We start from the raw sequence: 22291 nt of genomic DNA, 5'->3' as shown, positions 1-22291 counted from the left end.
TCAAGGAAGGAGCTGTGGATATGTCTCTTGGATTCAGGGTTTCAGGACGCATCGGCAAACCGGTCGCCGAAGTCTTCGACGCGGTCGTCAATCCGAAGAAGCTCAGCTCCTATTTCACCACCATAGGCGGCGCCAGCGCGCCACTGGAGCCGGGCACCAATGTCGTGTGGTGGGGGAAGGTGCCGGTCGAAGTCGACGAAATCGTCAGGGACAGCCGCATCGTGCTGCGCTGGGATGCCACCGACGAGGAGGGGAAGCCGGCCTACAAGACCCGCATCGAGATGAATTTCGAGCCGCTCGACGATGGCGGCACCTTCGTCACCATCGCCGAGGCCGGCTGGCACGAGGACGCGGCCGGGCTGAAGAAGTCCTATCTCAATTGCGAGGGCTGGTCGCAGATGCTGGCCTGCATGAAGGCCTATGTCGAACACGGCATCAATCTGCGCGACGGCTATTATCGCAGCGAGATGAAGGGCGAGCCTGCCAACGAGATCAACATTTGAGCGAAGCGAGGCCTGCCGTGAAAGTAACCCCGTTCCTGATGTTCGAAGGCAAGGCCGAGGAGGCCATGGCCTTCTATTGCGAGACCATCCCGGAGAGCCGCGTGCTCGACCTCACGCGCTACGGTGCAGGCGAGGACGGGCCCGAAGGGACAGTCAAGCTGGCTCGCGCCTCCATCGGCGGCACGGAGGTCATGATCTTCAACAGCCCTGTGCATCACGCCTTCACTTTCACGCCGTCGGTCTCGCTCTTCGTCGACTGCTCCACCGAAGAAGAGCTGGAAGGCATCGTCGAGGCCCTGTCGAAAGACGGTACGTTTCTGATGCCGACCGGCAATTACGGCTTCAGCCGCCGTTTCGCCTGGTTGAACGACAGGTTCGGCGTTTCCTGGCAGATCAATCTGCCATAGCACCCGAGCCAGGCCGAGATCTGGCTGGAACTGTTCACCGGGGATTTCTCCGGCGCCGCCGATCTTTTGGCCAAGACCGGCGTCGAGCGATGCGATGCCATCAAGCCGCTGGGAGACGGCTTCCGCGGTTTTGGAGCCCCACCAACATCGTTCATATGGTGCGGGAGCCCGATGCGTGGTGAAGGCGTATTCGGCAGAGGAGAACGCTATGGAAATCCGTCAGATACCAACGGCCGAAGCCGCCATGCTGATCCGGCGGCCGGTCTCCGACGTTTTCGAGGCCATCGTCAATCCGGAGATCACCACGAAATTCTGGTTCACCCATTCCAGCGGCAGGTTGGACGGCGGCAAGCCGGTTCAATGGGAGTGGCGCATGTACGGCGTCTCGACGACGGCGCTCGTCAGCGAGATCGTCGCCAACGAAAAGATCTCCATGCAATGGGGCGATCCGCCGACCACGGTGATCTGGACCTTAACCGAAATGCCAGGTGACGCGACCTTCCTGGAGGTCCACAATTTCGGCTTTGTCGGCAATGGCGACGAACAGGTAAAACAGGCGGTCGATTCAACCGGCGGCTTCACGCTCGTTCTGGCTGGTGCCAAGGCCTGGCTGGAACAGGGCCTGACACTAGGCCTGGTCGGCGACCGTCACCCCAAAGGAGCGCATTAGGCCCGGCCAGCCTCAATGCCCGCCGCCGGATTTCGCCTTCTTGCGGTTCCGCGCCAGCATGTTGAGGCCTTCGACGAGCGCCGAAAAACCCATCGCCGCGTAGATATAACCCTTGGGCACATGGTAACCCATGCCGTCGGCGATCAGCGTCATGCCGATCATCAGGAGGAAGCCCAGCGCCAGCATGACGATGCTCGGGTTCTTGGCGATGAAGTTCGCCAGCGGCGTAGCCGCCAGCATCATCACCGTAACCGCCACGATGACGGCGATGTACATGATGGCGATCTCGTCTGTCATACCTACGGCGGTAATGATGGAATCGATGGAGAAGACAAGGTCGAGCAGCAGGATCTGGAAGATGGCGCCGGCAAGGCTCATCTGCACCGTTTCGCCCAGCATCGTGTCCTGGTGATCGTCGGGGTCGACCGTGTGATGGATTTCCTTGGTGGCCTTCCACACCAGGAACAGGCCACCGGCGATCAGGATCAGGTCCCGCCAGGAAAAGCCATGACCAAGGGCGGTGAAGACCGGCGCCGTCAGTTGGACGATGATCGAGATGGTGGCGAGCAGCACCAGCCGCATGACGAGCGCCGCCGAGATGCCGAGCCGGCGGGCGCGGGCCCGCTGCGCCTGCGGCAGCTTGTTGGTCAGGATCGAGATGAAGATCAGGTTGTCGATGCCGAGCACGATCTCGAGCACCACCAGGGTCAACAGCGCGACCCAGGCGGTGGGATCGGACATGAAGGCGAAGTGCGGCGCCAGGAACTCGATAAGCTGCATGGAGGTCGTCCCCTCTACGATCTAGAGCAGTGTCGCCGGCAGTTAGGTATTGAGAGCCCCTATATCAATGTCACGTCCAGAAGGACGGCGCCGTTTCCTCGAGTCGCGGCCCGCGGCGAAACGGCGCGATCTTCTCGGTCAGTCCCGTGCGGTCGGAAATGTCGACACCGACGCCGCACAATGTCGCCGGTCCGGTCGCTGCCTCGAAACGCCCTTTCGGCACTTTTGACAGGAACCGGTTGAGCGGTTCCTCCTTGTCCATGCCGAGCGAGGAATCGTAATCGCCGCACATGCCGGCGTCGGAAATATAACCGGTGCCGCCATTGAGGATGTGGTGATCGGCTGTCGGCTGGTGGGTGTGGGTGCCGACCACGAGGCTGGCGCGACCGTCGACGAAATGCGCGAAGCACATTTTTTCGGAGGTCGCCTCGGCGTGGAAGTCGATGACCACGGCATCCGCCTGCTCGCCGAGCGGACAGGCGGCAAGCTCGCGCTCGCCGGCTTGGAAGGGATCGTCGAGCTCGGGATGCATGAACACCCGGCCCATGATGTTGGCGACCAGCACACGCGCGCCGCTCCTGGCAATGTAGACGCCCGAGCCGCGCCCGGGCGTGCCCTTGGGAAAATTGGACGGGCGCAGGAAGCGCTCTTCGCGCGGCGCGAAGGCCAGCGCATCGCGCTGGTCCCAGACATGGTTGCCGGTGGTGACGACATCGGCGCCGGCCGCGATGGTCTCGCGAAAAATCTCCTCGGTGATGCCGAAGCCGCCGGCCGCGTTCTCGCCGTTGACGATGACGAAATCGAGCCTGAAGTCCGAAATCAGGCCCGGCAGTTGCTCCCACACCGCCGTGCGGCCTGTCTTGCCGACCATGTCGCCGAGGAAGAGAAGTCTCATCACGCTTGATCCCGAAAAGTGGCATGACTTTCGGCAAAGATCATGCGTTCCAAAGAACTATCTACAATTCTGGCTCGAACCGGCGCAACCCGCTCTCGGTGAGTATTTCCGGGATGATGACGTCATGGTCCTCATTGGGAACCATCGCCACTTCCTGGCAGTCGAAAGCAATGCCGATCAGCCGGGGCGCATGCCCCTTGTCGACAAGCTTGGCGATCGCACGGTCATAATAGCCCGCGCCGTAACCGATGCGGTGGCCGCGCGCGTCGAAGCCGGCGAGCGGCACCAGCATGACGGAGGGGTCAAGAACTTCGGCCTCCTCATGCGGTCCGACGGTGCCAAATCCCATATCGACCATCGGCGCGCCGCGTACCAATTCGCGAAAGACGATGGTCGTCTTGTCGAGGATCGCCGGAAGGCAGAGCCGTGCGCCCTTTTCGCGCAAGGCGAACATCAGCGGCCGGACATCGACTTCCGAGCGCATCGGCCAGAAGCCTGACACGATTTGGCCTGGCTCGATGGCAAGCTGGTCGCGCGCGGTTTCGGCCATATCGAGCGCGACTTCCACCCGCCAGAATTCATCGAGCGCGTCGCGGCGGCCAAGTGCTTCCTTGCGCAGCTGTCTTTTCAAGTCTTTTGAGGATGCCATGCGCAGACGCTAGAAAAAGCCAGACATGAATGGACGTTTTGGGAGCGACGTTTTCCATCGCATGATCCACGAAATACGTGGATGTGGCTAATAAGTGACGATCCACACAACCGGTGGAGAGGTCGATCCCGGGTGCCTACAAAGTAGGTGGGCGCCGTGTGAGAAAACCCACGGGTCTTCCCAGGGACAGCTCCCTAAGGATCGTTAAGGCCCCGGGGAAAAGTGTCTCCTGCCGGGAAGCGCAGACCGTCAGCCCCAATATAGGCCGATGCCCTCCCAAGCGCCAGAGAGTTGGCGCCAGAGAGTTGGCGTTCTTCCCTGCCGGCTTCACGCTTCGCCGCCACCAACCCGCCCTTGCATGGGCCAAGCCGTCTCCTTACGGTCGTCCGTACTGAACCAAGGAGCAAAAATGCGTTTCGAAGGCACGGCGGCCTACGTCGCCGACAAGGATCTGATGGTGGCCGTCAACGCCGCGATCGCGCTGGAACGGCCCTTGCTGGTCAAGGGCGAGCCCGGCACCGGCAAGACGGAGCTTGCCAGGCAAGTGGCGGCGGCACTCGGGCTGGAGCTCATCGAATGGCACGTCAAATCGACGACGCGGGCGCAGCAGGGCCTCTACGAGTACGATGCCGTGTCGCGGCTGCGCGACAGCCAGCTTGGCGATACCAGGTTCAACGATATCAAGAACTACATCAAGCGCGGCAAATTGTGGGAGGCCTTCGCGGCCGGCAAGAAAGTCGTGCTTCTGATCGACGAGATCGACAAGGCCGACATCGAATTTCCCAACGACCTGTTGCAGGAACTCGACCGGATGGAGTTCTTCGTCTACGAAACCGGCGAGACGATCCGCGCCGAGGTGCGGCCGATCGTCATCATCACCTCCAACAACGAGAAGGAACTGCCCGACGCCTTCCTGCGTCGCTGCTTCTTCCACTATATCCGCTTCCCTGACATCGAGACGCTGCACAGAATCGTCGACGTGCACTATCCCGGCATCAAGCAGAACCTGGTGCGGGCGGCACTCACCCAATTCTACGAGATCCGCGACGTACCGGGGCTGAAGAAGAAGCCGTCGACCTCAGAGGCGCTCGACTGGATAAGGCTGCTGGTCGCCGACGACATCGCGCCCGAGGATCTGCGCGCCGACCCGAAGAACGCCCTGCCCAAGCTCCACGGCGCGTTGTTGAAGAACGAGCAGGACGTGCATCTGTTCGAACGGCTGGCCTTCATGGCGAGGCGGCAGGGGTGAACGAGCGGCTCGGCGTCCCGAGGCCGAGCCGTAAGGCATAGCTACGAGCGCGCCTCGCCTGCACTCTGTACAGAATGCCCCCTTCGCGCCTGCGGCGTGACATTGTTGGGGCCGAAGATAACGAAGCTGATCACGGCAAGGGCCAGAACGCCGATCCCGCAATAGAGCATGACCCAACCAAAACCGTTGATCAGGGCGGCATGCACGATAGCGCCCGTAGGGTCGAGGATCGCGAGCTTGGGCGAGTATTGCGCCAGGCCGCCGAGATTGCCGGCTGCGATCTTCTCCGCCAGGGCGCGCAGTTCGTTCGGGTCGACAGCCGTGCCGAATGCATTGCGCAGATAAGAAACGATACCCTGCGTCAGCAACAGGCCCAGCACCGCGATATTGATGGCAAGCGTGATCAGCCGCGCACTGATATCGATGCCGGACGCCATGCCGGCACGATCGGGTGACACCGAGCCGGTCGTGGTGTTGGTGGTCGGCGAATTGGTCAGGCCGATGCCGATGCCGGCGATCAGCGTGCCGGGCAGCATGGTCAGCCAGCTGGCGCCCTCGAGCCCGGCCCCTATCCACATGGCGATGAAACCGATCCCCAATGTCAGCAAGCCGAGCGGGATCGCCACCCGCGCCTGATAGCGCGCGCGCAGACGCTCGGCGATCGACGGCATCAGCATGAAGGGTAGCGTGTAGACGAGCAGCAACAGGCCGGTCGTGGTGCTGTCGTGACCGAGAACCCCCGAAAAATAGATCGGCAGATAGATGATGAACGGCCAGTAGCTGAAATTCATGCCGATGCCGCCCATGATCGCTCCGGAGAATTGGCGGATGCGGAAAACGGAGAAATCGAACATCGGATAGGGATTGACCTTCTCGGCTACGAGGAACGCAACGAAGGCCAGCACGGCCGCGCTCGCCACGCCGACGCGCGCGCCAGCACCCAGATCGGCCCCTTGCGTGATCAGATAGGAGAAGCCGAACACCGCGAACGAGAGCGTCAGTATGCCGGCCCGGTCAAGCTTCTGGGCGTTGCGATCGCGTGATTCGGTGACACCGGCGCCGATGAAGGCCAGGGCGAGAACGGCAAGCGGCACATGGATGAGGAACACCCATTGCCAGCTCGACAGCGTCACGATCAATCCGCCAATGGCGGGGCCAAAGCCAAGGCCGATGCCCGAGACGACGCTCCAGGCGACGAAGGCTTTGCCGCGTTCACTGCCGTCTTGAAACTGGTGGGACAACACCGCCACGCTGCAGGTAAACATCGCTCCGCCCGCCAGGCCCTGAAGAAACCGGGCGATGATCAGCAGCGGAGCGCTCGTTGCGAGGCCGCATAGCAGAGAGGCGAGGCCAAAGGCGACGGTGGTGCTCACCATCACGCGTTTGCGGCCGAAACGGTCGGCCAATGTCCCCGTCGCCATCAACACCGTGGTGCAGGCAATGGTGTAGGCATTCGTGATCCATTGCAGATCCTTGAAATCAGCGCCAAGCACGGTTTCCAGTTTCGGCAGGATCACCGGAACGCTCGAGATTTCGAGGCCGAACAGCAGCGAGGCCAAGCAAACGCCAGCGAGCGCAACGGTGTTTCGGTCAATTTGAAACGTCATATCGGTCACTTTCTGTCGGAACATTCGGAGAGACGGCTGGGGAGCAGTGCTCTTCAACTGCGGTCAGGCTGACATAGACGGGACTTGACCATGAAAAAAGACTATGCATCTCTATTTCAGAGATGACAAAATGGAATACCTGAAATGCCCAGTCTTGACGTCGATGCCGTGCGGACCTTCGTCATGGTGGCCGACCTGCAGAGCTTCACGCGTGCGGCTGCCGCGCTGGGCAGCACCCAGGCGACGATCAGCGTCAAGCTGCGTCGGCTGGAAGAGAAGCTCGGCGCGCGCCTGATCGAACGAACGCCGCGCCACGTGGCGCTCTCGGCAAGGGGAGCGGCTTTTCTCCCGGCGGCGCGTGAATTTCTTGCCGCCCACGAACGCGCCGTAACGGAATTTTCCGACGCGCCGTGCCGGCTTGCTCTCGGCTTTGTCGATCACGTCGCCGGGCCCGAGCTTTCCGTATTGATAGCTCAGTTGCATGCCCACGATCCGTCGCTCGCGCTCAACATCAGGATCGATACGAGCTCCATGCTGGAGGAGGCTTTCGATCGCGGTGAGCTCGATGCGGTGATTGTCCACCAGGAAGATGACAGCCGCCGCGGCGAAGCCTTGTCGCGCACCCAATATGGCTGGTTCGCGGCCCCGGCCTTCGAATGGCGGCCGGGAACGCCATTGCGCCTGGCGCTGCTAAGCACCGTGTGCAATTGCCCTGACCGTGTGAGAGCTATCGAGACGCTGGATAAGGCAGGCATTGCCTGGAACGAGGCCTTCGTGGGCGGCGGCGGCGCAGCCGTCAACATCGCGGTGTCGGCCGGCTTTGCCGTCGCCGCGCTCGCCTACCGCGTCGCGCCACCCGGCCTGGTCGAGGTGGGTCGCAAACTCGGCCTGCCGCCAATCCCCCCTTCCGAAATCATTTTGCATTCGCGCGGCTTGGCGCCGCGGGCACGAGAAGCGCTGCACATCCTCGCGACCGCTTTTCGCGAGTATAATTCGCCGGCGGGATAGGCAAGGGTGTTCCCGATCCCGATTCTGTTGGTATGGATTGGGTTCCAGACTTCAGAGGGAACGAAATGGCCGAGATCACTATCCGCCCGCTCGCAGAATCCGATCACGCCGACTGGCGTCGGCTGTGGACCGCTTACCTTGCCTTCTACGAGACGAAGCTGCCGCAAGAGGTCTATGAGGTCACCTGGAAGCGCCTGTTCACGCAAGGCGAGTTCGAACCGAAGGGCTTCATCGCCCTCCGCAACGGCAAGGCCGTCGGCCTCACCCATTACCTGTACCATCGCTCTTGCTGGTCTGAGAAAAACAACTGCTACTTGCAGGATCTGTTCGCCGACCCCGAAGTGCGCGGCAAGGGGATTGGCGCTGCGCTGATCGAAGCCGTGAAGCAGGAAGCCGGCAAGATCGGCGTCAGGAACGTCTACTGGATGACGCACGAAACCAACGCCACGGCGCGCAAGCTCTATGACCATGTCGCGCGCCGCACCGGCTTCATCGAATATGATCTTCTATAGATAGAAAATGTTCATCCCCTTCTTCCTCGAACTGAAGGCAGCACGCGTTCCCGTCTCGCTCAGGGAATATCTGTCGCTGCTGGAAGGGCTGGAAGCCGGGCTGGTCGACTATGACGTCGAAGGTTTTTACTACCTCGCTCGCGCAGCGCTGGTGAAGGACGAGCGCCATATCGATCGCTTCGACCAGGTGTTCGCGCATGTCTTCAAGGGGGTGGAGGCGCTCAGTGGCCCAAACGCCGTCAACGTCGCTGATATCCCCGAGGAATGGCTGCGCCGGCTGGCCGAAAAGCACCTGAGCGAGGAAGAGAAAAAGCTGGTCGCGGCGCTCGGCGGTTTCGAGAAGCTGATGGAAACGCTGAAGCAGCGGCTCGAGGAGCAGAAAGGGCGCCACCAGGGCGGCTCGAAATGGATCGGCACTGGCGGCAGCTCACCTTTCGGCGCCTATGGCTACAATCCCGAAGGCGTGCGCATCGGCCAGCATGAGAGCCGCAACCGCCGGGCCGTGAAGGTCTGGGACAGGCGCGAGTTCAGGAATTTCGACGACGCCGTCGAGCTCGGCACCCGCAACATCAAGATCGCGCTGAAGCGGCTGCGCCGCTGGGTGCGTGAAGGCGCCGAGGAGGAGTTCGACCTGCCCGGCACCATCCACGCCACCGCCGAGCACGGTTATCTCGACGTCAAGACGCGGCCAGAGCGGCGCAACGCGGTGAAGCTTTTGATGTTCTTCGATGTCGGCGGCTCGATGGACGACCACATCAGAAGCGTCGAGGAATTGTTCTCGGCCGCCCGCGCCGAATTCCGCCAGCTCGAATATTTTTATTTCCACAACTGCCTCTACGAGGGCGTGTGGAAGGACAATCGCCGCCGCCATGCCGAGACGATCCCGACCTTTGACCTCCTCCACAAATATGGTCCGGACTACAAGGTGATCGTGGTCGGCGATGCCTCGATGAGCCCTTACGAGATCGCGCATCCCGGCGGCTCGGTCGAACACTGGAACCCGGAGGCAGGCAGCGTCTGGCTCGGCCGCCTGCTGCGGCAATGGCCGAACGCCGTATGGCTGAACCCCGAGAGCCAGAAGAACTGGGGTTTTACGCATTCGATCGCTATGATCCGCGACATGTTCGGCGGCCGCATGTTTCCGCTGACGCTCGCCGGACTGGAAAGCGCCACCAGGCAATTGTCGCGCAAGCATTGAGCCGGGACAATGACGGGAGGTTCCATGACCTGTTTCCTCTGCCTGCAATGCGGTGTCCAGTTCGCGCAGACCGAAGCGCCCCCGCAGCACTGTCCGATCTGCGAGGACGAGCGGCAATATGTGCGCTGGGAAGGCCAGGCCTGGACCACACCGGAAGAGCTAGCCGCCGGGCACCGGCTTGTGATGAAGGACGATGCCGGCGTTCTCGCCTTCGGCATCGAGCCGCGCTTCGCCATCGGTCAGCGGGCACTGCTGGCGCAGACGCCGCACGGCAACATCCTGTGGGACTGCATCTCAATGGTGACCGACGAGGCGGTGGCCGAGATCAATCGCCGCGGCGGCCTTGCCGGGATCGCCATCTCGCACTGCCACTACTACTCGGTGATGGTCGAATGGAGCGAGGCGTTTGGCGGCGTGCCGATCTATCTCCATGACGACGACCGGCAGTGGATCATGCGGCCGCACCCGTCGATCGTCAGCTGGCAAGGCGAGATACTGGACCTGAACCCAGCGTTGACGCTCATCCGCTGCGGCGGTCACTTTGCCGGCGGCCAGGTGCTGCACTGGAAGCGCGAAGACGGCAATGCTCTCCTGGCCGGCGATATCTTGCAGGTGACCCCGACCCGCCGCCACGTCAGCTTCATGTATAGCTATCCCAACTACATCCCGCTCAACGCGGCCGCCGTGCGCCGCATCGCGGCCGCGCTGGAGCCTTTCACATTCGATGACATCTACGGCGCGTGGTGGAACCAGAACGTTGTCGGTGGCGCGAAAGAGGCGCTGGCGGCCTCCGTTGCGCGCTATCTCACGGCGATCGCGTGAGGAGCGCGGGCAGAGCGCTCGAAAATGCGGGCAAATCCCGTAACAAACGCCTATCTTGTTGCGAATAGAGATTGCAATCAACAATGAGCCGTCAAGGCCGAGGAGTTTTCTGCATGGACACCCACACCTATCCCGTCACCCGCACCGACGCCGAATGGCGGGCCCGGCTGACGCCTGAGCAATATGCCGTCATGCGCAACCATGGCACCGAACGCCCGGGCAGCTGTGCGCTGCTTCACGAAAAGCGCGCCGGCACCTTCTTTTGCGTCGGCTGCGACCAGCCGCTGTTCGAATCCAAGCTGAAGTTCGAGAGCGGCACCGGCTGGCCGAGCTTCAACGACCCCGTTCCCGGTTCCATCGAGACCACGACCGACCGCAGCTACGGCATGGTCCGCACGGAATGCCATTGCGCTCGCTGCGGCAGCCATCTCGGCCACGTCTTCGAGGACGGCCCGCCGCCGACCGGGCTGCGCTACTGCATCAACGGCGTGGCGCTGAGATTCGAGCCGGCCTGAGCGGGGCCTTGCCAACATTTCCTGCGAAGGGCGGCCTCGGCCGCCCTTTTTCGTGCAGCATTGTCAGACGACGACTGTTGCGATCAGCCAGAGCGCCGAACCCAGCATAGCAAGGGAGGCCTTAGCGCCACCGGTTCGCTCCGCCGTCCGCCAGACGGCCGAAGTCAGGAAGATGTTGTAGGGCACCGGCGCGAAATGCACCGCCAGCACAAGACCGAGCGGCATCTTCAACCCCAGCAGAATGAGCGCCGTCACGGACGATGCAATGTTGATCGCCGTGCCGACGAGCACCATATCGCGCCAGAACAGCCGGTCGAGCCGCACCTGGCCGAGCCAGCGTGAGCGAAAGAAGGATCTGACGACCCCCGGCGTCACCGGATGTCTATCCCTGTCCCAGAACTTCGGTGACGGCGCGCTCGAAACGTGAGCATTCGGTCACCAGCCAGTCGGTCATGGCCGGCCAATTGTCCTCGGCAAAGCAGTTGACCCGCCACTGTGAATTGATGCCGAGGTTTTGTGCGCTCTGTTCCGGCCTGAGCTTCAGCCGCTCCTCGATTGCCGGCTGGAACCGCCTGAGGCGCGCCCAGACGTCGGTTGCGCCAAGCTTCTCGTTGCGGCCGAAGAAGACGCCGACCACATTCTCGCTCGGCGCCACGTACATGGAGAGCACCAGCGCGAATTCCGGCAGCCCGCGCTGCCAGAACCAGGGCCCTCGCCTCGCCAGCCGAGTCCTTTCTTCCGGGTGACGCTCGGCAAACAGCGTCCAGAAGCCGCGTTGGCGGAACTCCGAGGCCCTTCGGCCACCGAAGTCGAACTCACTCATCGCCGACCCCGGCCGTCACGAGATGCCTCGCCTTACACCATGCCGAGGGCGGCCTTGTAGAGGTCCAGAATGGACTCCTCCTCCTGGCGCTCGGCCTGGTCCTTCTTGCGCAGCCGGATGATCGCGCGCATCGCCTTGGTGTCGAAGCCGGTGCCCTTGGCCTCGGCGAACACTTCCTTGATGTCGTCGGAAATGGTCTTCTTCTCCTCCTCGAGCCGCTCGATGCGCTCGATGAAGGCACGCAACTGGCCGGCGGCAACAGTCTGGCTGGTCTCTGTGATATCGTCGGCCATGTTTTTCTCCAAAAAAATCGGTGTTTCGCCGCGACTCGGGGGAACCGTGCCGCCGCAAATTTCTGCGGTTCGATGCCCGACCGGGGACCGCGGGTCAAGCGGTTATCGAACAGGCCGTCAGGGCTGCCGACAGAAGCCGACAGTCTGTGGCTCTCTCTTGCGAGCTCTCAATTGAAGGCGATCAGCAGGTCCTTGGCATCGATCTGGTCGCCGGCCTTGACCAGCACCTCGGCGACCGTGCCGTCACGCTCGGCATGCAGCGCCGTTTCCATCTTCATCGCTTCGATGGAGAGCAGCACGTCGCCGGCCTTGACGGCTTGGCCGGCGGCCACCGCGAGAGCCGAGACGACGCCCGGCATCGGCGCCCCGACATGCGCCTCGTTGCCGGGTTCGGCCTTGCGCCTTGCTTTCGCGGCGGACGCGCCATGCGCCCGGTCGGGCACCTTGACGCGACGCGGCTGGCCGTTGAGTTCGAAGAACACGGTGACCATGCCCTTGTCGTCCACGTCGCCGATCGCCTGGCAGCGTACGACCAGCGTCTTGCCTTTCTCGATGTCGACGAACACCTCGTCTTCCGGCTTCATGCCGTAGAAATAGGTCGGCGTCGGCAGCACGCTGACGGGACCGTAGGTTTCCTGCGCGGCCGCGAAGTCCGAGAAGACCTTCGGATACATCAGCCAGGAAGCGAACTCGTATTCTGAGAGCTTGCGCTCGAGCTTTCTTTCGATCTCCTTGCGGCTGGCCTTGAGGTCCGCCGGCTTCAGCAGCGAGCCCGGCCGCGCCGTGATCGGCCTGTCGCCCTTCAGCACTTTCTTCTGCAGCGCCTGCGGCCAGCCGCCAGGCGACTGGCCGAGATCGCCGCGCAGCATCGAGACGACCGAGTCCGGGAAGGCGATGTCCCTTGCCGGGTTCTCGACGTCGGCGACGGTGAGGTCCTGGCTGACCATCATCAGCGCCATGTCGCCGACCACCTTGGACGACGGGGTCACCTTGACGATGTCGCCGAACATCAGATTGACGTCATGATAGGTCTGCGCCACCTCGTGCCAGCGCGTCTCCAGCCCAAGCGAACGCGCCTGTTCCTTGAGGTTGGTGAACTGTCCGCCCGGCATCTCGTGCAGGTAGACTTCCGATGCTGGCCCCTTGAGGTCGCTTTCGAAGGCGGCATACTGGTTGCGCACCGCTTCCCAGTAGAAGGAGATCCTTCGGATCCATTGCGGGTCGAGCCCGGGATCGCGCTCGGTGCCCTTCAGCGCCTCGACGATCGAGCCGAGGCAGGGCTGCGAGGTGTTGCCGGAGAACGCGTCCATCGCCGCGTCGATGGCGTCGACGCCGCTCTCCACCGCCGCCAGAACCGTTGCCGCTGAGAGCCCCGACGTATCGTGTGTGTGGAAATGGATGGGCAGGTCTGTCGCTTCGCGCAGCGCCTTGAACAGCACGCGCGCCGCGCTCGGCTTCAACAGCCCGGCCATGTCCTTGACCGCTATGATGTGGGCGCCGGCCGCCTCGAGCTCTTTCGCCAGCCCGACATAATATTTCAGGTCGTACTTCGCCCGCGCGGGATCGAGAATATCGCCGGTGTAGCAGATCGCCGCCTCGATCAGCTTGCCCTCGGCGCCGACCGCGTCCATGGCGACGCGCATGTTCTCGACCCAGTTCAGGCAGTCGAACACCCGGAACAGGTCGATGCCGCCCGATGCCGCCTGTTTGACGAAATGCTGTACGACATTGTCGGGATAGTTGGTGTAGCCGACGCCGTTGGCGCCCCGCAGGAGCATCTGCAGCAGGAGGTTGGGCGCCGCCTCGCGTACCAGCGAGAGCCGCTCCCAAGGATCCTCGGTGAGGAAGCGCATGGCGACGTCGAAGGTGGCGCCGCCCCAGCATTCAAGCGAAAGCAACTGCGGCAGGGCACGCGCATAGGTGCCCGCTATGCCTGCGATGTCGTGCGTGCGCACACGCGTCGCCAGCAGGGATTGATGGCCGTCGCGCATCGTCGTGTCGGTGACCAGCACCTCTTTTTGCGTGCGCATCCAGGCGGCGAATTTTTCCGGACCGAGCACGTCAAGCTTCTGCTTGCTGCCGCCGGGCACATTGCCGTTGAGGTAGGGCACCACGGGTGCGGCGGCATCGGCTTTCGGCTGCGGCCGGCCGCGCGTCTCGGGATGGCCGTTGACGCTGACGTCGGCAAGATAGTTGAGCAGCTTCGTGGCGCGGTCCTGGCGCTTGACCTGCTCGAACAGCTCGGGCGTCGTGTCGATGAACTTGGTCGTGTAGGAATTGTCGGCGAAGCTCGGGTGGTTGATGATCGCTTCGAGGAACGTCAGGTTGGTGGCCACGCCGCGGATGCGGAATTCGCGCAGCGCCCGGTTCATGCGTGCGATCGTCTCGGCCGGCGTCGGCGCCCATGCGGTCACCTTTTCCAGCAACGGGTCATAGAAGCGGGTAATGACCGCGCCCGAATAGGCGGTGCCGCCATCGAGGCGGATGCCGAAGCCGGTGGCGCCGCGATAGGCGGTGATGCGGCCATAGTCCGGGATGAAATTGTGCTCGGGATCCTCGGTGGTGATGCGGCATTGCAGCGCGTGGCCGTTCAGCCTGATGTCCTTTTGTGCCGGAACGCCCGATTCCGGCGTGCCTATGGCGAAGCCGTCGAGGATGTGGATCTGCGCCTTGACGATGTCGATGCCTGTCACCTGTTCGGTGACGGTGTGCTCGACCTGGATGCGCGGATTGACCTCGATGAAATAGAACTTGCCGGTGTCGGCGTCCTGCAGAAACTCGACCGTGCCGGCGCCGATATAGCTGGTTTCGCGAGCGATCTTCAGCGCATGGCCGCACAGCTCCTGGCGCAGCTCCTCGCTGAGATAGGGCGCGGGCGCCCGCTCGACGACCTTCTGGTTGCGGCGCTGGATCGAGCAGTCGCGCTCGAACAGATGCACCGCATTGCCACTGGTATCGCCCAGGATCTGCACTTCGACATGGCGGGCGCGCTCGATCAGCTTTTCGAGATAGACCTCGTCCTTGCCGAAGGCGGCTTTCGCCTCACGCTTGCCCTCCGTGACTTCACGGGCGAGATCGGCCTCGGCACGGATGGCGCGCATGCCGCGGCCGCCGCCCCCCCACGAAGCCTTCAGCATCAGGGGATAGCCGATCTCCGTGGCAAGTTTCTTGACCGCCTCCATGTCGTCCGGCAACGGATCGGTGGCGGGAATGACGGGCACACCGACCTCGATGGCCAGATTGCGCGCCGCGACCTTGTTGCCAAGCCGGCGCATCGTCTCCGGCTTGGGCCCGATGAAGGTGATTCCGGCTTCGGCGCAGGCCTCAGCGAATTCGGGGCTTTCCGACAACAGCCCATAGCCCGGGTGGATCGCATCGGCGCCCGACAGCCTGGCGACGCGGATCACCTCCTCGATCGAGAGATAGCTTTCGATCGGCCCCATATCCTTGTTGAGATGCGGCCCGCGCCCGACCTGGTAGCTCTCGTCGGCCTTGAAACGATGCAACGAATATTTGTCCTCCTCGGCCCAGATCGCCACCGTTTTGAGGCCGAGTTCATTGGCCGCGCGGAACACGCGGATGGCGATTTCGGACCGGTTGGCGACGAGGATCTTCGTGATGGCCAAGGATTGGGCTCCAGCAGCGGAAGGGAAGAGCAAGCGGCGCCATGATTAGCGTGAAAATGCTGCAGTGCAAACAAAATTTGACGCACGTTTAAATCGATTTAAAATCGATTCTTCGCCTCGAGCGTGGCCCCAAACGGGTGAACATCAGCGGAAAGTCGCCGCTCGCCTAAAAGACGAGGATCCCCGCCAGCCAATAAAACGCGCGATCGCCGGCTCCGCAAAAGAAAATGCCCGGCGCAAGGCGCCGGGCATTCCGCGAAGTCAATGTCGACAGGCTTACATCTTCTGGACGTAGGTGTACTTGCCGTCGTCGCCCTTCTTCCACTCGTACATGACGTAACCGGGCAGCGTCGGGTCGCCCTTGGCGTCGTAGGAGAGGTCGCCGAGCACGGTCTTGAACGGACCCTTCTCATGCAGCGCCTTGGCAACTTCCTGCGGGTCGTTGGACTTGGCAGCGGTGGCTGCCTCGGCGATCGCCTGCATGGCTGCGTAGGAGTAGAGTGTGTAGGCCTCCGGCTCGAAGCCCTGTGCGCGGAACTTCTCGACCAGTTCCTTGTTCGCCGGGATCAGGCGAGGATCCGGACCGAACGTGTTGAGCGTGCCCGCGACCGCGTCGCCAGCGATCGAAGCCAGTTCGTTCGACACAATGCCGTCGCCGGAAACCAGCGTGGCCTTGAGGCCCTGGTCGGCCGCCTGGCGGATGATCAGGCCGGCTTCGGTGTGCAGGCCGCCCCAGTAGATGATGGAAACGCCGGCTTCCTTCATCTTGGCGATCAGCGCCGAGAAGTCCTTGTCGCCGACATTGACGCCTTCATACATGACTTCCTTCACGCCCTTGGCGTTCATCGCCTTCTTGGTCTCGTCGGCAAGGCCCTGGCCGTAGGTGGTCTTGTCGTGCACGACGGCGATCTTGGCGTCCTTGAAATTGGCCGCCAGATAGGCGCCGGCGATGCCGCCCTGCTGGTCATCGCGTCCGCAGGTGCGGAACACGTTCCATAGACCGCGCTCGGTGAACTGGGGATTGGTCGCGGCAGGCGTGATCTCGACGATGCCGTTTTCCGCGTAGACTTCCGACGCCGGAATGGAGACGCCCGAGTTGAAGTGGCCGACCACGAACTTGACGCCGTCGCCGACAAACTTGTTGGCGACCGAAATGCCTTGCTTCGGATCGGAGACGTCGTCGCCGACTTCGAGCTTGATCTGCTCGCCATTGATGCCGCCCGCCGCATTGATATCGGCGACCGCCTGCTCCGCGCCCTTCTGCAACTGTGCGCCGAAGGCGGCATTCGGACCCGTGATCGGGCCAGCAACGCCGACCATTAGATCAGCCCACGCATTGCCGCTGAACGCGATCAGCGCGGTCAGGGCGACGGCGGACAAAAGTGATTTTTTCATTTAAACGCTCCCATTAACGGAGTGGGCGTGGATGAAGCTTTCATGCGATGCCCACCCTTATCGCAGAAAGCATAGTTTGCCGATTTTCAGGCACTTGTCACGCCGATTCATCCCCGAAACGGCGTTAATGATGAACGTCAACCTTTCGGTTTCCAGCTCAAGATTGAAGCTCTTTCGTAGAGCCAATTATATTGTGTCACCATCTGGTTGGTTCGTGTGTATTGATAGCCGACAAAGCCGAGGATCATCAGCACGATGGTGTCGACGACATAGTAATGCAGCGAGAACATCGTGCCGTTGAACAGCGCGTGATGGATAAATCGGATGCCGATGCCGAGACCCAGCAGATAGGCGAACAGCTGGACGAAGCTGCGCCAGGTCTGGGCGCTGGCCTTGCCGGTCATCCAGGCCGCCCAGCCGCCGAGCAGGCAGGTGACGAAGAAGAACTGCCAGATGGACGGTTCCTCGTAGAGAATGCCTTGCATGGTAAGGACTCCTGAACTCAGTGATGGCCGCCTTCGAGATAGGCGGCGCGCACTTCCGGATTGGCGAGCAGTTCCTTGCCGGTGCCACTCATGGTCACATTGCCGTTGACCATGACATAGCCGCGCGTCGCCAGCTTCAGCGCGCCGAAGGCGTTCTGCTCCACCAGGAACACGGTCAGCCCCTGCGTGCGGTTCAGCTCGCGAATGGCATCGAAGATCTGTTTGACGATCAGCGGCGCAAGACCGAGCGACGGCTCGTCGAGAAGAAGCAGCTTCGGCCGCGCCATCAGCGCGCGCCCGATCGACAGCATCTGCTGCTCGCCGCCCGACAGCGTGCCGCCGCGCTGGGCGATGCGCTCTTTCAGGCGCGGGAACAGCGCGAACACCTTCTCGACGTCCTCGTCATAGTGCTTGAGGTTGTCGAGGCTGGCGCCCATCTGCAGGTTTTCCATCACCGTCATGCGCGGGAAGATGCGCCGGCCTTCCGGCGACTGGGCGATGCGCAAGCGCGCGATCTCGTGCGTCGGCAATTGGGTGATGTCGGCGCCGGCGAAGGTGATGGTGCCCGCGCGGGCGCGCGGCGCTCCAAAAATGGTCATCATCAGCGTCGATTTGCCGGCCCCGTTGGCGCCGATCAGCGCCACGATCTCGCCCTCGTTGACGGTGACGTCGACGCCGTTCAGCGCACGGATGTTGCCGTAATAGGTCTGCACGCCCTTGATATCGAGCAGCGTCTTCCCGGCCATCACTTGCCCCCTCCGCGCTTCGCCCGAACGGGCTTGCCCGCTCCTGTCGCGGGCTTTGCTGCCTGTTTACCGGAAGCATGGCTCGTCGCCACCTTGCCGGCGTCGACGCGGCGCGAGAATTCCGTGTCCTTGCCCTGGCTAAGCAGCTTGGCCTGCTTGACCCATTCTTCGCGGGCGATACGTCCGTCAAAGGCGAGATACGCTTCGACGGCCTCGATATCGGCCTTCTTCCAGGCGCCGATCTGGTCGAAATGGAAGATGCCGTGTTCGTTGAGCTTCTTCTCGTTGACCGCGCCGATCCCCTTGATGCGGGTGAGATTGTCGGCTTTGCCGCCGCGGGGCGCCGCGAGGCGGTTCGAGATGCCGGCGGCCTTCGCGGCCGGTGTCTTGGCCCCCGTCTTGACGGCCGCTTTGGCGGCCGGCTTCGCCGCTGGCTTGGCCCGCGAAGCAGGTGCTGGCGCGACAGCCTTGCTTGCAACGGTCGCCGCTCGCGCATCGACCTGGGCCGCCTTCGAGGCCCCCTTCGACACGGTGACGCGCTCGCCTTGGCTGTGGCCGACCGTGTCGCTCACCGGGCCCGCGAGATAGGACGACGACGTTCCCGGACCATGCGCGGCATCGGGACCGGTATCGAGTTGCTCGATGACGTCCTCGTCGCCGACTTCGGTCAGCACGGTCTCGACCTCCTCGTCGTCGACGCCGAGATAGGCGGCGATGACGCGCGGATCGGTGCGCACCGACTGCGGATTGCCGTCGGAGATCTTGCGGCCGTATTCCAGCACCACGACGTGATCGGAGATCTGCATGACCACCGACATGTCGTGCTCGATCAGCAGGATCGAGGTGCCGGTGTTGTTCTTGATGTCCATCAGCAGGTCGTTGAGCGCGGCCGATTCCTTTGGATTGAGGCCGGCGGCGGGCTCGTCGAGGCACAGAAGCTCGGGACCGGTGCACATGGCGCGCGCGATCTCGAGGCGCCGCTGCGCGCCGTAGGGCAGGTCGCCGGCCGGATCGTCGGCGCGGTCGACCAGATCGGCTTTTTCCAGCCAGTGCTTGGCGAGTTCGACGGATTCGGCCGAGGCCTTGCGGTAACCGCTGAAGCCGAACAGGCCGAGCACCGTATAACCCGAAGCCTTCATCAGCTTGTTGTGCTGGGCGACGAGCAGGTTCTCGAGCAGCGTCATGCCCGAGAACAGGCGGATGTTCTGGAAGGTGCGCGCCACCTTGGCGCGCGCCGGGATCTCATGGTTGGGCAGCCGTTCGAGCAGGTAGCTCGAGCCGTCCTGCCGGGTGAGCGTGATCATGCCTTCCGACGGCTTGTAGAAGCCGGTGATGCAGTTGAACACGGTGGTCTTGCCGGCGCCGTTGGGCCCGATCAGCGCCGTGATCTCGCCGCGCCTGGCGGTGAAGGACAGGTCGCCGATCGCGACCAGGCCGCCGAACTTCATCGACAGGTGTTCGACCTTCAGGATGGCGTCGCTCATGGAGGAGTTCGCGTTCATCAGCCGTGCCCCTCCTTGGTGAAGGAACTTGAGACAGCCCTTCGCACCTTGAGGAAGGCGGTCGGCTCACGGCTGCCGACAAAGCCGCGCGGCTTCCACAGCATGACGATCACCATGGCCATGCCGAACAGCAGCATACGGTAGAGTTCCGGCGTGAAGTCGGGCCCGAAGACCTGCTTGAGGAAGTCGAGTTCGCGCAGCACCTCGGTGCCGCCGATCATGACCAGAGCCGCAACGGCAATGCCGACCAGCGACCCCATGCCGCCAAGCACGACGATGGCCAGGATGATGGCCGATTCCAGGAAGACGAAGGATTCGGGGCTGACGAAGCCTTGCCGGGCGGCGAAGAACGAGCCGGCAAAACCGCCGAACATGGCGCCGGTGGCAAAGGCGGTCAGCTTGGTGGTCGTGGTGTTGATGCCGAGCGAGCGGCAGGCGATCTCGTCCTCGCGCAAGGCTTCCCAGGCGCGGCCGACCGGCATGCGCCTCAGCCTGATCGTGACGAAGGCCGTGAGCAGCGCCAGCCCCAGGATCAGGTAATAGAGAAAGATCTTGTAATAGGCGCTCGACGTCGCGATGTTCAGCACCTTGCCGATGTAGTTCGGGTCCGAGACGTTGAAGCTCATCAGGCCGAAGAAGGTGACCTTCGGGATGCCGGAAATGCCGGCCGAGCCGTTGGTCACCTCGCGCCAGTTGATGATCACCAGCCGGATGATCTCGCCGAAGGCAAGCGTCACGATCGCCAGGTAGTCGCCGCGCAGGCGCAGCACCGGAAAACCGAGCAGCACGCCCCAGAAGGCGGCCATGGCGCCAGCGGCCGGCAAGAGGATCCAGAAGGAGAGGCCGTACTGCGTGCCGAGCAGCGCATAGGCATAGGCGCCGACCGCATAGAAGGCGACATAGCCGAGGTCGAGCAGGCCGGCCAGGCCGACGACGATGTTCAGTCCCCAGGCCAGCATGACATAGATCAGGATCTGGATGCCGAAATTATCGACCCATTTCAGCGACCCTTGCAGCCCGCCGACGAGCGACCACGACATCAGCGACAGCATGCCCACGACAATGATCGGATAGAGCACCAGTGCGGCAATGCCGAGTTTTGTGAAGTTGGCATGGATGAAGCCGCGGAAATAGTAGATCACGCAGGCCAGCGCGTAGATAACCGCCAGGGCACGCAGGAATTGCAGATAGCCGGCCGGCTCCGCCCCTACCCAGCCGGTGAGAGACCTGCTGAAAACGAACAGCAGCGCCGCGACGATGACGGCCACGATGAAGGCTGGAAAGAGGAAGAAGCGCGACGCCACGCTGGCCGGCAGCAAACCGGTGGCGACGTCGGCGATCTTCTGGTTGGCCAAAAAGGGCTGGCCGTAGGCGACATAGAGGAAGCGTCCGACGGCCGTGGCGATGACCACTGCGGCGAGCAGGCCCCAGCGCTGCACCAGGATCAGCTCGTTTGAGATGTTCTGGTCGGTTTTGAGCCCGATGAACAGCACGAACAGGCCGAGCGCGATGGCACCGGCATAGAAGGCCTCGCGCAAGGCGCGTTGCATGGGCGTGGCGGCGACGGTGTCGCGCTCGGGAGATACGGTGACGGCCATGATCTCAGACCTTTTCGACTTCTGGCCGGCCGAGAATGCCGGAAGGCAGGAAGATCAGCACGATGGCCAGGATCGAGAAGGCGGCGACATCCTTGTAGTCGATCGAGAAATAGGCCGACCACATGCTCTCGATGAAGCCGATCAAAAGGCCGCCCAGGACCGCGCCCGGCAACGAACCGATGCCGCCCAGCACCGCTGCGGTGAATGCCTTCACGCCGGGCACGAAGCCGTCCGAGAAGGCGATGACGCCGTAATACATCAGGAACAGCGTGCCGGCGACGGCGGCAAGTGCAGCGCCCATGATGAAGGTGATCGAGATGGTGCGGTCGACATCGATGCCGAGCAGCGCCGCCATCTTGCGGTCCTGCTCGCAGGCGCGCTGCGCCCGGCCAAGCGAGGTCTTGTTGACCAGGTACCAGAACAGCACCAAGAGCAGCGCGGTGACGACGACGATGATGATCTGCTTCAGCGACACGCTGATGCCTTCGATGTTGTAGACCTTCGACACCATCGGCGGGATCGGCTTGTTGCGCGGGCCTTGCGTCACCTGCACGAAATTCGACAGCGCGATCGACATGCCGATGGCGGTGATCAGCGGCGCCAGCCGGAACGAGCCGCGCAGCGGCCTGTAGGCCACCTTCTCGATCGTCCAGTTGTAGAGGCTGGTCAGCAGCATCGCCACGATCATCATCACCAGCAGCGCGATGACCACGGGAACCGAATAGAACAGGGCACCCAGGATGAGGAAAACGATCAGCGCCGTGAAAGCGCCCACCATGAAGATATCGCCATGAGCAAAGTTGATCATGCCGATAATGCCGTAGACCATCGTGTAGCCGATCGCGATCAGCCCATAGATCGATCCCAGCGTCAGCCCATTGATAAGCTGCTGGACAAAATACTGCATGTGTACATGGCTCCCCTGGAATGTCGCCCATGCAGACGCATTCCTTTTCGTATTTCCCCTAGTCGTAAAGTTTCGAGGCGGGATTGCAACGTCATTTTTTG

The 22291-nt window shown here is 62.7% G+C and carries 23 protein-coding genes and 1 other RNA gene; 9 read left to right on the top strand and 15 right to left on the bottom strand.

Going from position 1 to position 22291, the window contains the following annotated elements; translation table 11 throughout:
* Positions 1 to 20: 20 nt before the first annotated feature.
* From FJ964_RS13495 to FJ964_RS13485, 3 genes are all read left to right on the top strand, one after another.
* On the top strand, positions 21 to 503 hold the full coding sequence (locus FJ964_RS13495; protein WP_140550829.1) for an SRPBCC domain-containing protein: 483 nt from the start codon (positions 21 to 23) through the stop codon (positions 501 to 503).
* A 17-nt stretch (positions 504 to 520) separates the two neighbouring features.
* Positions 521 to 910: a VOC family protein gene (locus FJ964_RS13490; RefSeq protein WP_224713204.1), complete on the top strand. Its 390-nt coding sequence runs from the start codon at positions 521 to 523 to the stop codon at positions 908 to 910.
* A gap of 208 nt (positions 911 to 1118) precedes the next feature.
* The gene (locus tag FJ964_RS13485; RefSeq protein ID WP_140550828.1) at positions 1119 to 1580 is read left to right on the top strand and encodes an SRPBCC family protein; all 462 of its coding nucleotides are present in this window, start codon (positions 1119 to 1121) and stop codon (positions 1578 to 1580) included.
* Positions 1581 to 1592: 12 nt separating this feature from the next.
* Here the strand turns inward: FJ964_RS13485 and FJ964_RS13480 are convergent, their stop codons facing one another.
* The 4 genes from FJ964_RS13480 to ssrS form a co-directional block, all read right to left on the bottom strand.
* The gene (locus tag FJ964_RS13480) at positions 1593 to 2360 is read right to left on the bottom strand and encodes a TerC family protein (protein ID WP_140550827.1); all 768 of its coding nucleotides are present in this window, start codon (positions 2358 to 2360) and stop codon (positions 1593 to 1595) included.
* A gap of 70 nt (positions 2361 to 2430) precedes the next feature.
* Positions 2431 to 3255, bottom strand: a complete 825-nt coding sequence (locus tag FJ964_RS13475) for a YmdB family metallophosphoesterase (RefSeq protein ID WP_140550826.1) — start codon at positions 3253 to 3255, stop codon at positions 2431 to 2433.
* 61 nt (positions 3256 to 3316) lie between these two features.
* Positions 3317 to 3904, bottom strand: coding sequence for a 5-formyltetrahydrofolate cyclo-ligase (locus tag FJ964_RS13470; protein WP_140550825.1), 588 nt, complete (start codon positions 3902 to 3904; stop codon positions 3317 to 3319).
* Positions 3905 to 3999: 95 nt separating this feature from the next.
* A non-coding RNA gene (ssrS, locus tag FJ964_RS13465) (6S RNA) lies at positions 4000 to 4155 on the bottom strand.
* Positions 4156 to 4313: 158 nt separating this feature from the next.
* Between ssrS and FJ964_RS13460 the strand changes: the two genes are divergently transcribed.
* Positions 4314 to 5153: a MoxR family ATPase gene (locus FJ964_RS13460; protein ID WP_140550824.1), complete on the top strand. Its 840-nt coding sequence runs from the start codon at positions 4314 to 4316 to the stop codon at positions 5151 to 5153.
* Between the two features lie 41 nt (positions 5154 to 5194).
* On the opposite strand, the gene FJ964_RS13455 is transcribed toward FJ964_RS13460, so the two are convergent.
* The gene (locus FJ964_RS13455) at positions 5195 to 6760 is read right to left on the bottom strand and encodes an MFS transporter (RefSeq protein ID WP_140550823.1); all 1566 of its coding nucleotides are present in this window, start codon (positions 6758 to 6760) and stop codon (positions 5195 to 5197) included.
* Between the two features lie 144 nt (positions 6761 to 6904).
* On the opposite strand from FJ964_RS13455, the gene FJ964_RS13450 reads away from it, so the two are divergent.
* From FJ964_RS13450 to msrB, 5 genes are all read left to right on the top strand, one after another.
* A complete protein-coding gene (locus tag FJ964_RS13450) occupies positions 6905 to 7768 on the top strand; it encodes a LysR family transcriptional regulator (protein ID WP_140550822.1) in 864 nt (287 codons plus the stop codon).
* Between the two features lie 65 nt (positions 7769 to 7833).
* Positions 7834 to 8280: a GNAT family N-acetyltransferase gene (locus FJ964_RS13445; protein WP_140550821.1), complete on the top strand. Its 447-nt coding sequence runs from the start codon at positions 7834 to 7836 to the stop codon at positions 8278 to 8280.
* Positions 8281 to 8287: 7 nt separating this feature from the next.
* The gene (locus FJ964_RS13440) at positions 8288 to 9478 is read left to right on the top strand and encodes a VWA domain-containing protein (protein WP_140550820.1); all 1191 of its coding nucleotides are present in this window, start codon (positions 8288 to 8290) and stop codon (positions 9476 to 9478) included.
* Between the two features lie 24 nt (positions 9479 to 9502).
* A complete protein-coding gene (locus tag FJ964_RS13435; RefSeq protein WP_140550819.1) occupies positions 9503 to 10300 on the top strand; it encodes an MBL fold metallo-hydrolase in 798 nt (265 codons plus the stop codon).
* A gap of 113 nt (positions 10301 to 10413) precedes the next feature.
* The gene (gene msrB / locus FJ964_RS13430) at positions 10414 to 10815 is read left to right on the top strand and encodes a peptide-methionine (R)-S-oxide reductase MsrB (RefSeq protein ID WP_140525027.1); all 402 of its coding nucleotides are present in this window, start codon (positions 10414 to 10416) and stop codon (positions 10813 to 10815) included.
* A gap of 63 nt (positions 10816 to 10878) precedes the next feature.
* Here msrB and FJ964_RS13425 read toward each other — a convergent pair whose 3' ends face one another.
* The 10 genes from FJ964_RS13425 to FJ964_RS13380 form a co-directional block, all read right to left on the bottom strand.
* Positions 10879 to 11190: a hypothetical protein gene (locus FJ964_RS13425; RefSeq protein WP_140550818.1), complete on the bottom strand. Its 312-nt coding sequence runs from the start codon at positions 11188 to 11190 to the stop codon at positions 10879 to 10881.
* A 7-nt stretch (positions 11191 to 11197) separates the two neighbouring features.
* Complete coding sequence (locus FJ964_RS13420) at positions 11198 to 11638, bottom strand: DUF4268 domain-containing protein (RefSeq protein WP_140550817.1); 441 nt, start codon at positions 11636 to 11638, stop codon at positions 11198 to 11200.
* Between the two features lie 32 nt (positions 11639 to 11670).
* Positions 11671 to 11931 carry a DUF2312 domain-containing protein gene (locus FJ964_RS13415; protein WP_140493089.1) on the bottom strand — a complete coding sequence of 87 codons (261 nt, stop codon included), beginning with the start codon at positions 11929 to 11931 and terminating at the stop codon, positions 11671 to 11673.
* Between the two features lie 167 nt (positions 11932 to 12098).
* The gene (gene pyc, locus FJ964_RS13410) at positions 12099 to 15557 is read right to left on the bottom strand and encodes a pyruvate carboxylase (protein WP_140550816.1); all 3459 of its coding nucleotides are present in this window, start codon (positions 15555 to 15557) and stop codon (positions 12099 to 12101) included.
* Positions 15558 to 15833: 276 nt separating this feature from the next.
* The gene (locus tag FJ964_RS13405; protein WP_140550815.1) at positions 15834 to 16952 is read right to left on the bottom strand and encodes a branched-chain amino acid ABC transporter substrate-binding protein; all 1119 of its coding nucleotides are present in this window, start codon (positions 16950 to 16952) and stop codon (positions 15834 to 15836) included.
* Positions 16953 to 17089: 137 nt separating this feature from the next.
* Positions 17090 to 17437, bottom strand: a complete 348-nt coding sequence (locus tag FJ964_RS13400) for a DUF6867 family protein (RefSeq protein WP_140493080.1) — start codon at positions 17435 to 17437, stop codon at positions 17090 to 17092.
* Between the two features lie 17 nt (positions 17438 to 17454).
* The gene (locus FJ964_RS13395; RefSeq protein WP_140493077.1) at positions 17455 to 18183 is read right to left on the bottom strand and encodes an ABC transporter ATP-binding protein; all 729 of its coding nucleotides are present in this window, start codon (positions 18181 to 18183) and stop codon (positions 17455 to 17457) included.
* Positions 18183 to 19685, bottom strand: coding sequence for an ATP-binding cassette domain-containing protein (locus FJ964_RS13390; protein ID WP_140550814.1), 1503 nt, complete (start codon positions 19683 to 19685; stop codon positions 18183 to 18185). Before FJ964_RS13390 ends, FJ964_RS13395 begins: the two co-directional genes overlap by 1 nt.
* Entirely contained in the window at positions 19685 to 21283 is a 1599-nt protein-coding gene (gene livM / locus FJ964_RS13385; RefSeq protein ID WP_140550813.1) for a high-affinity branched-chain amino acid ABC transporter permease LivM, read from the bottom strand. The genes FJ964_RS13390 and livM overlap by 1 nt, the downstream gene beginning before the upstream one ends.
* A 4-nt stretch (positions 21284 to 21287) precedes the next feature.
* Complete coding sequence (locus tag FJ964_RS13380) at positions 21288 to 22190, bottom strand: branched-chain amino acid ABC transporter permease LivH (protein WP_140493067.1); 903 nt, start codon at positions 22188 to 22190, stop codon at positions 21288 to 21290.
* Positions 22191 to 22291 lie beyond the last annotated feature (101 nt).

Origin of the sequence: Mesorhizobium sp. B2-3-2, assembly GCF_006442295.1 — a bacterium.
Classification (GTDB): Bacteria; Pseudomonadota; Alphaproteobacteria; order Rhizobiales; family Rhizobiaceae; genus Mesorhizobium.
Note: the sequence above shows the minus strand (reverse complement) of the source record. Positions and strands in the feature narration are given on the sequence as shown.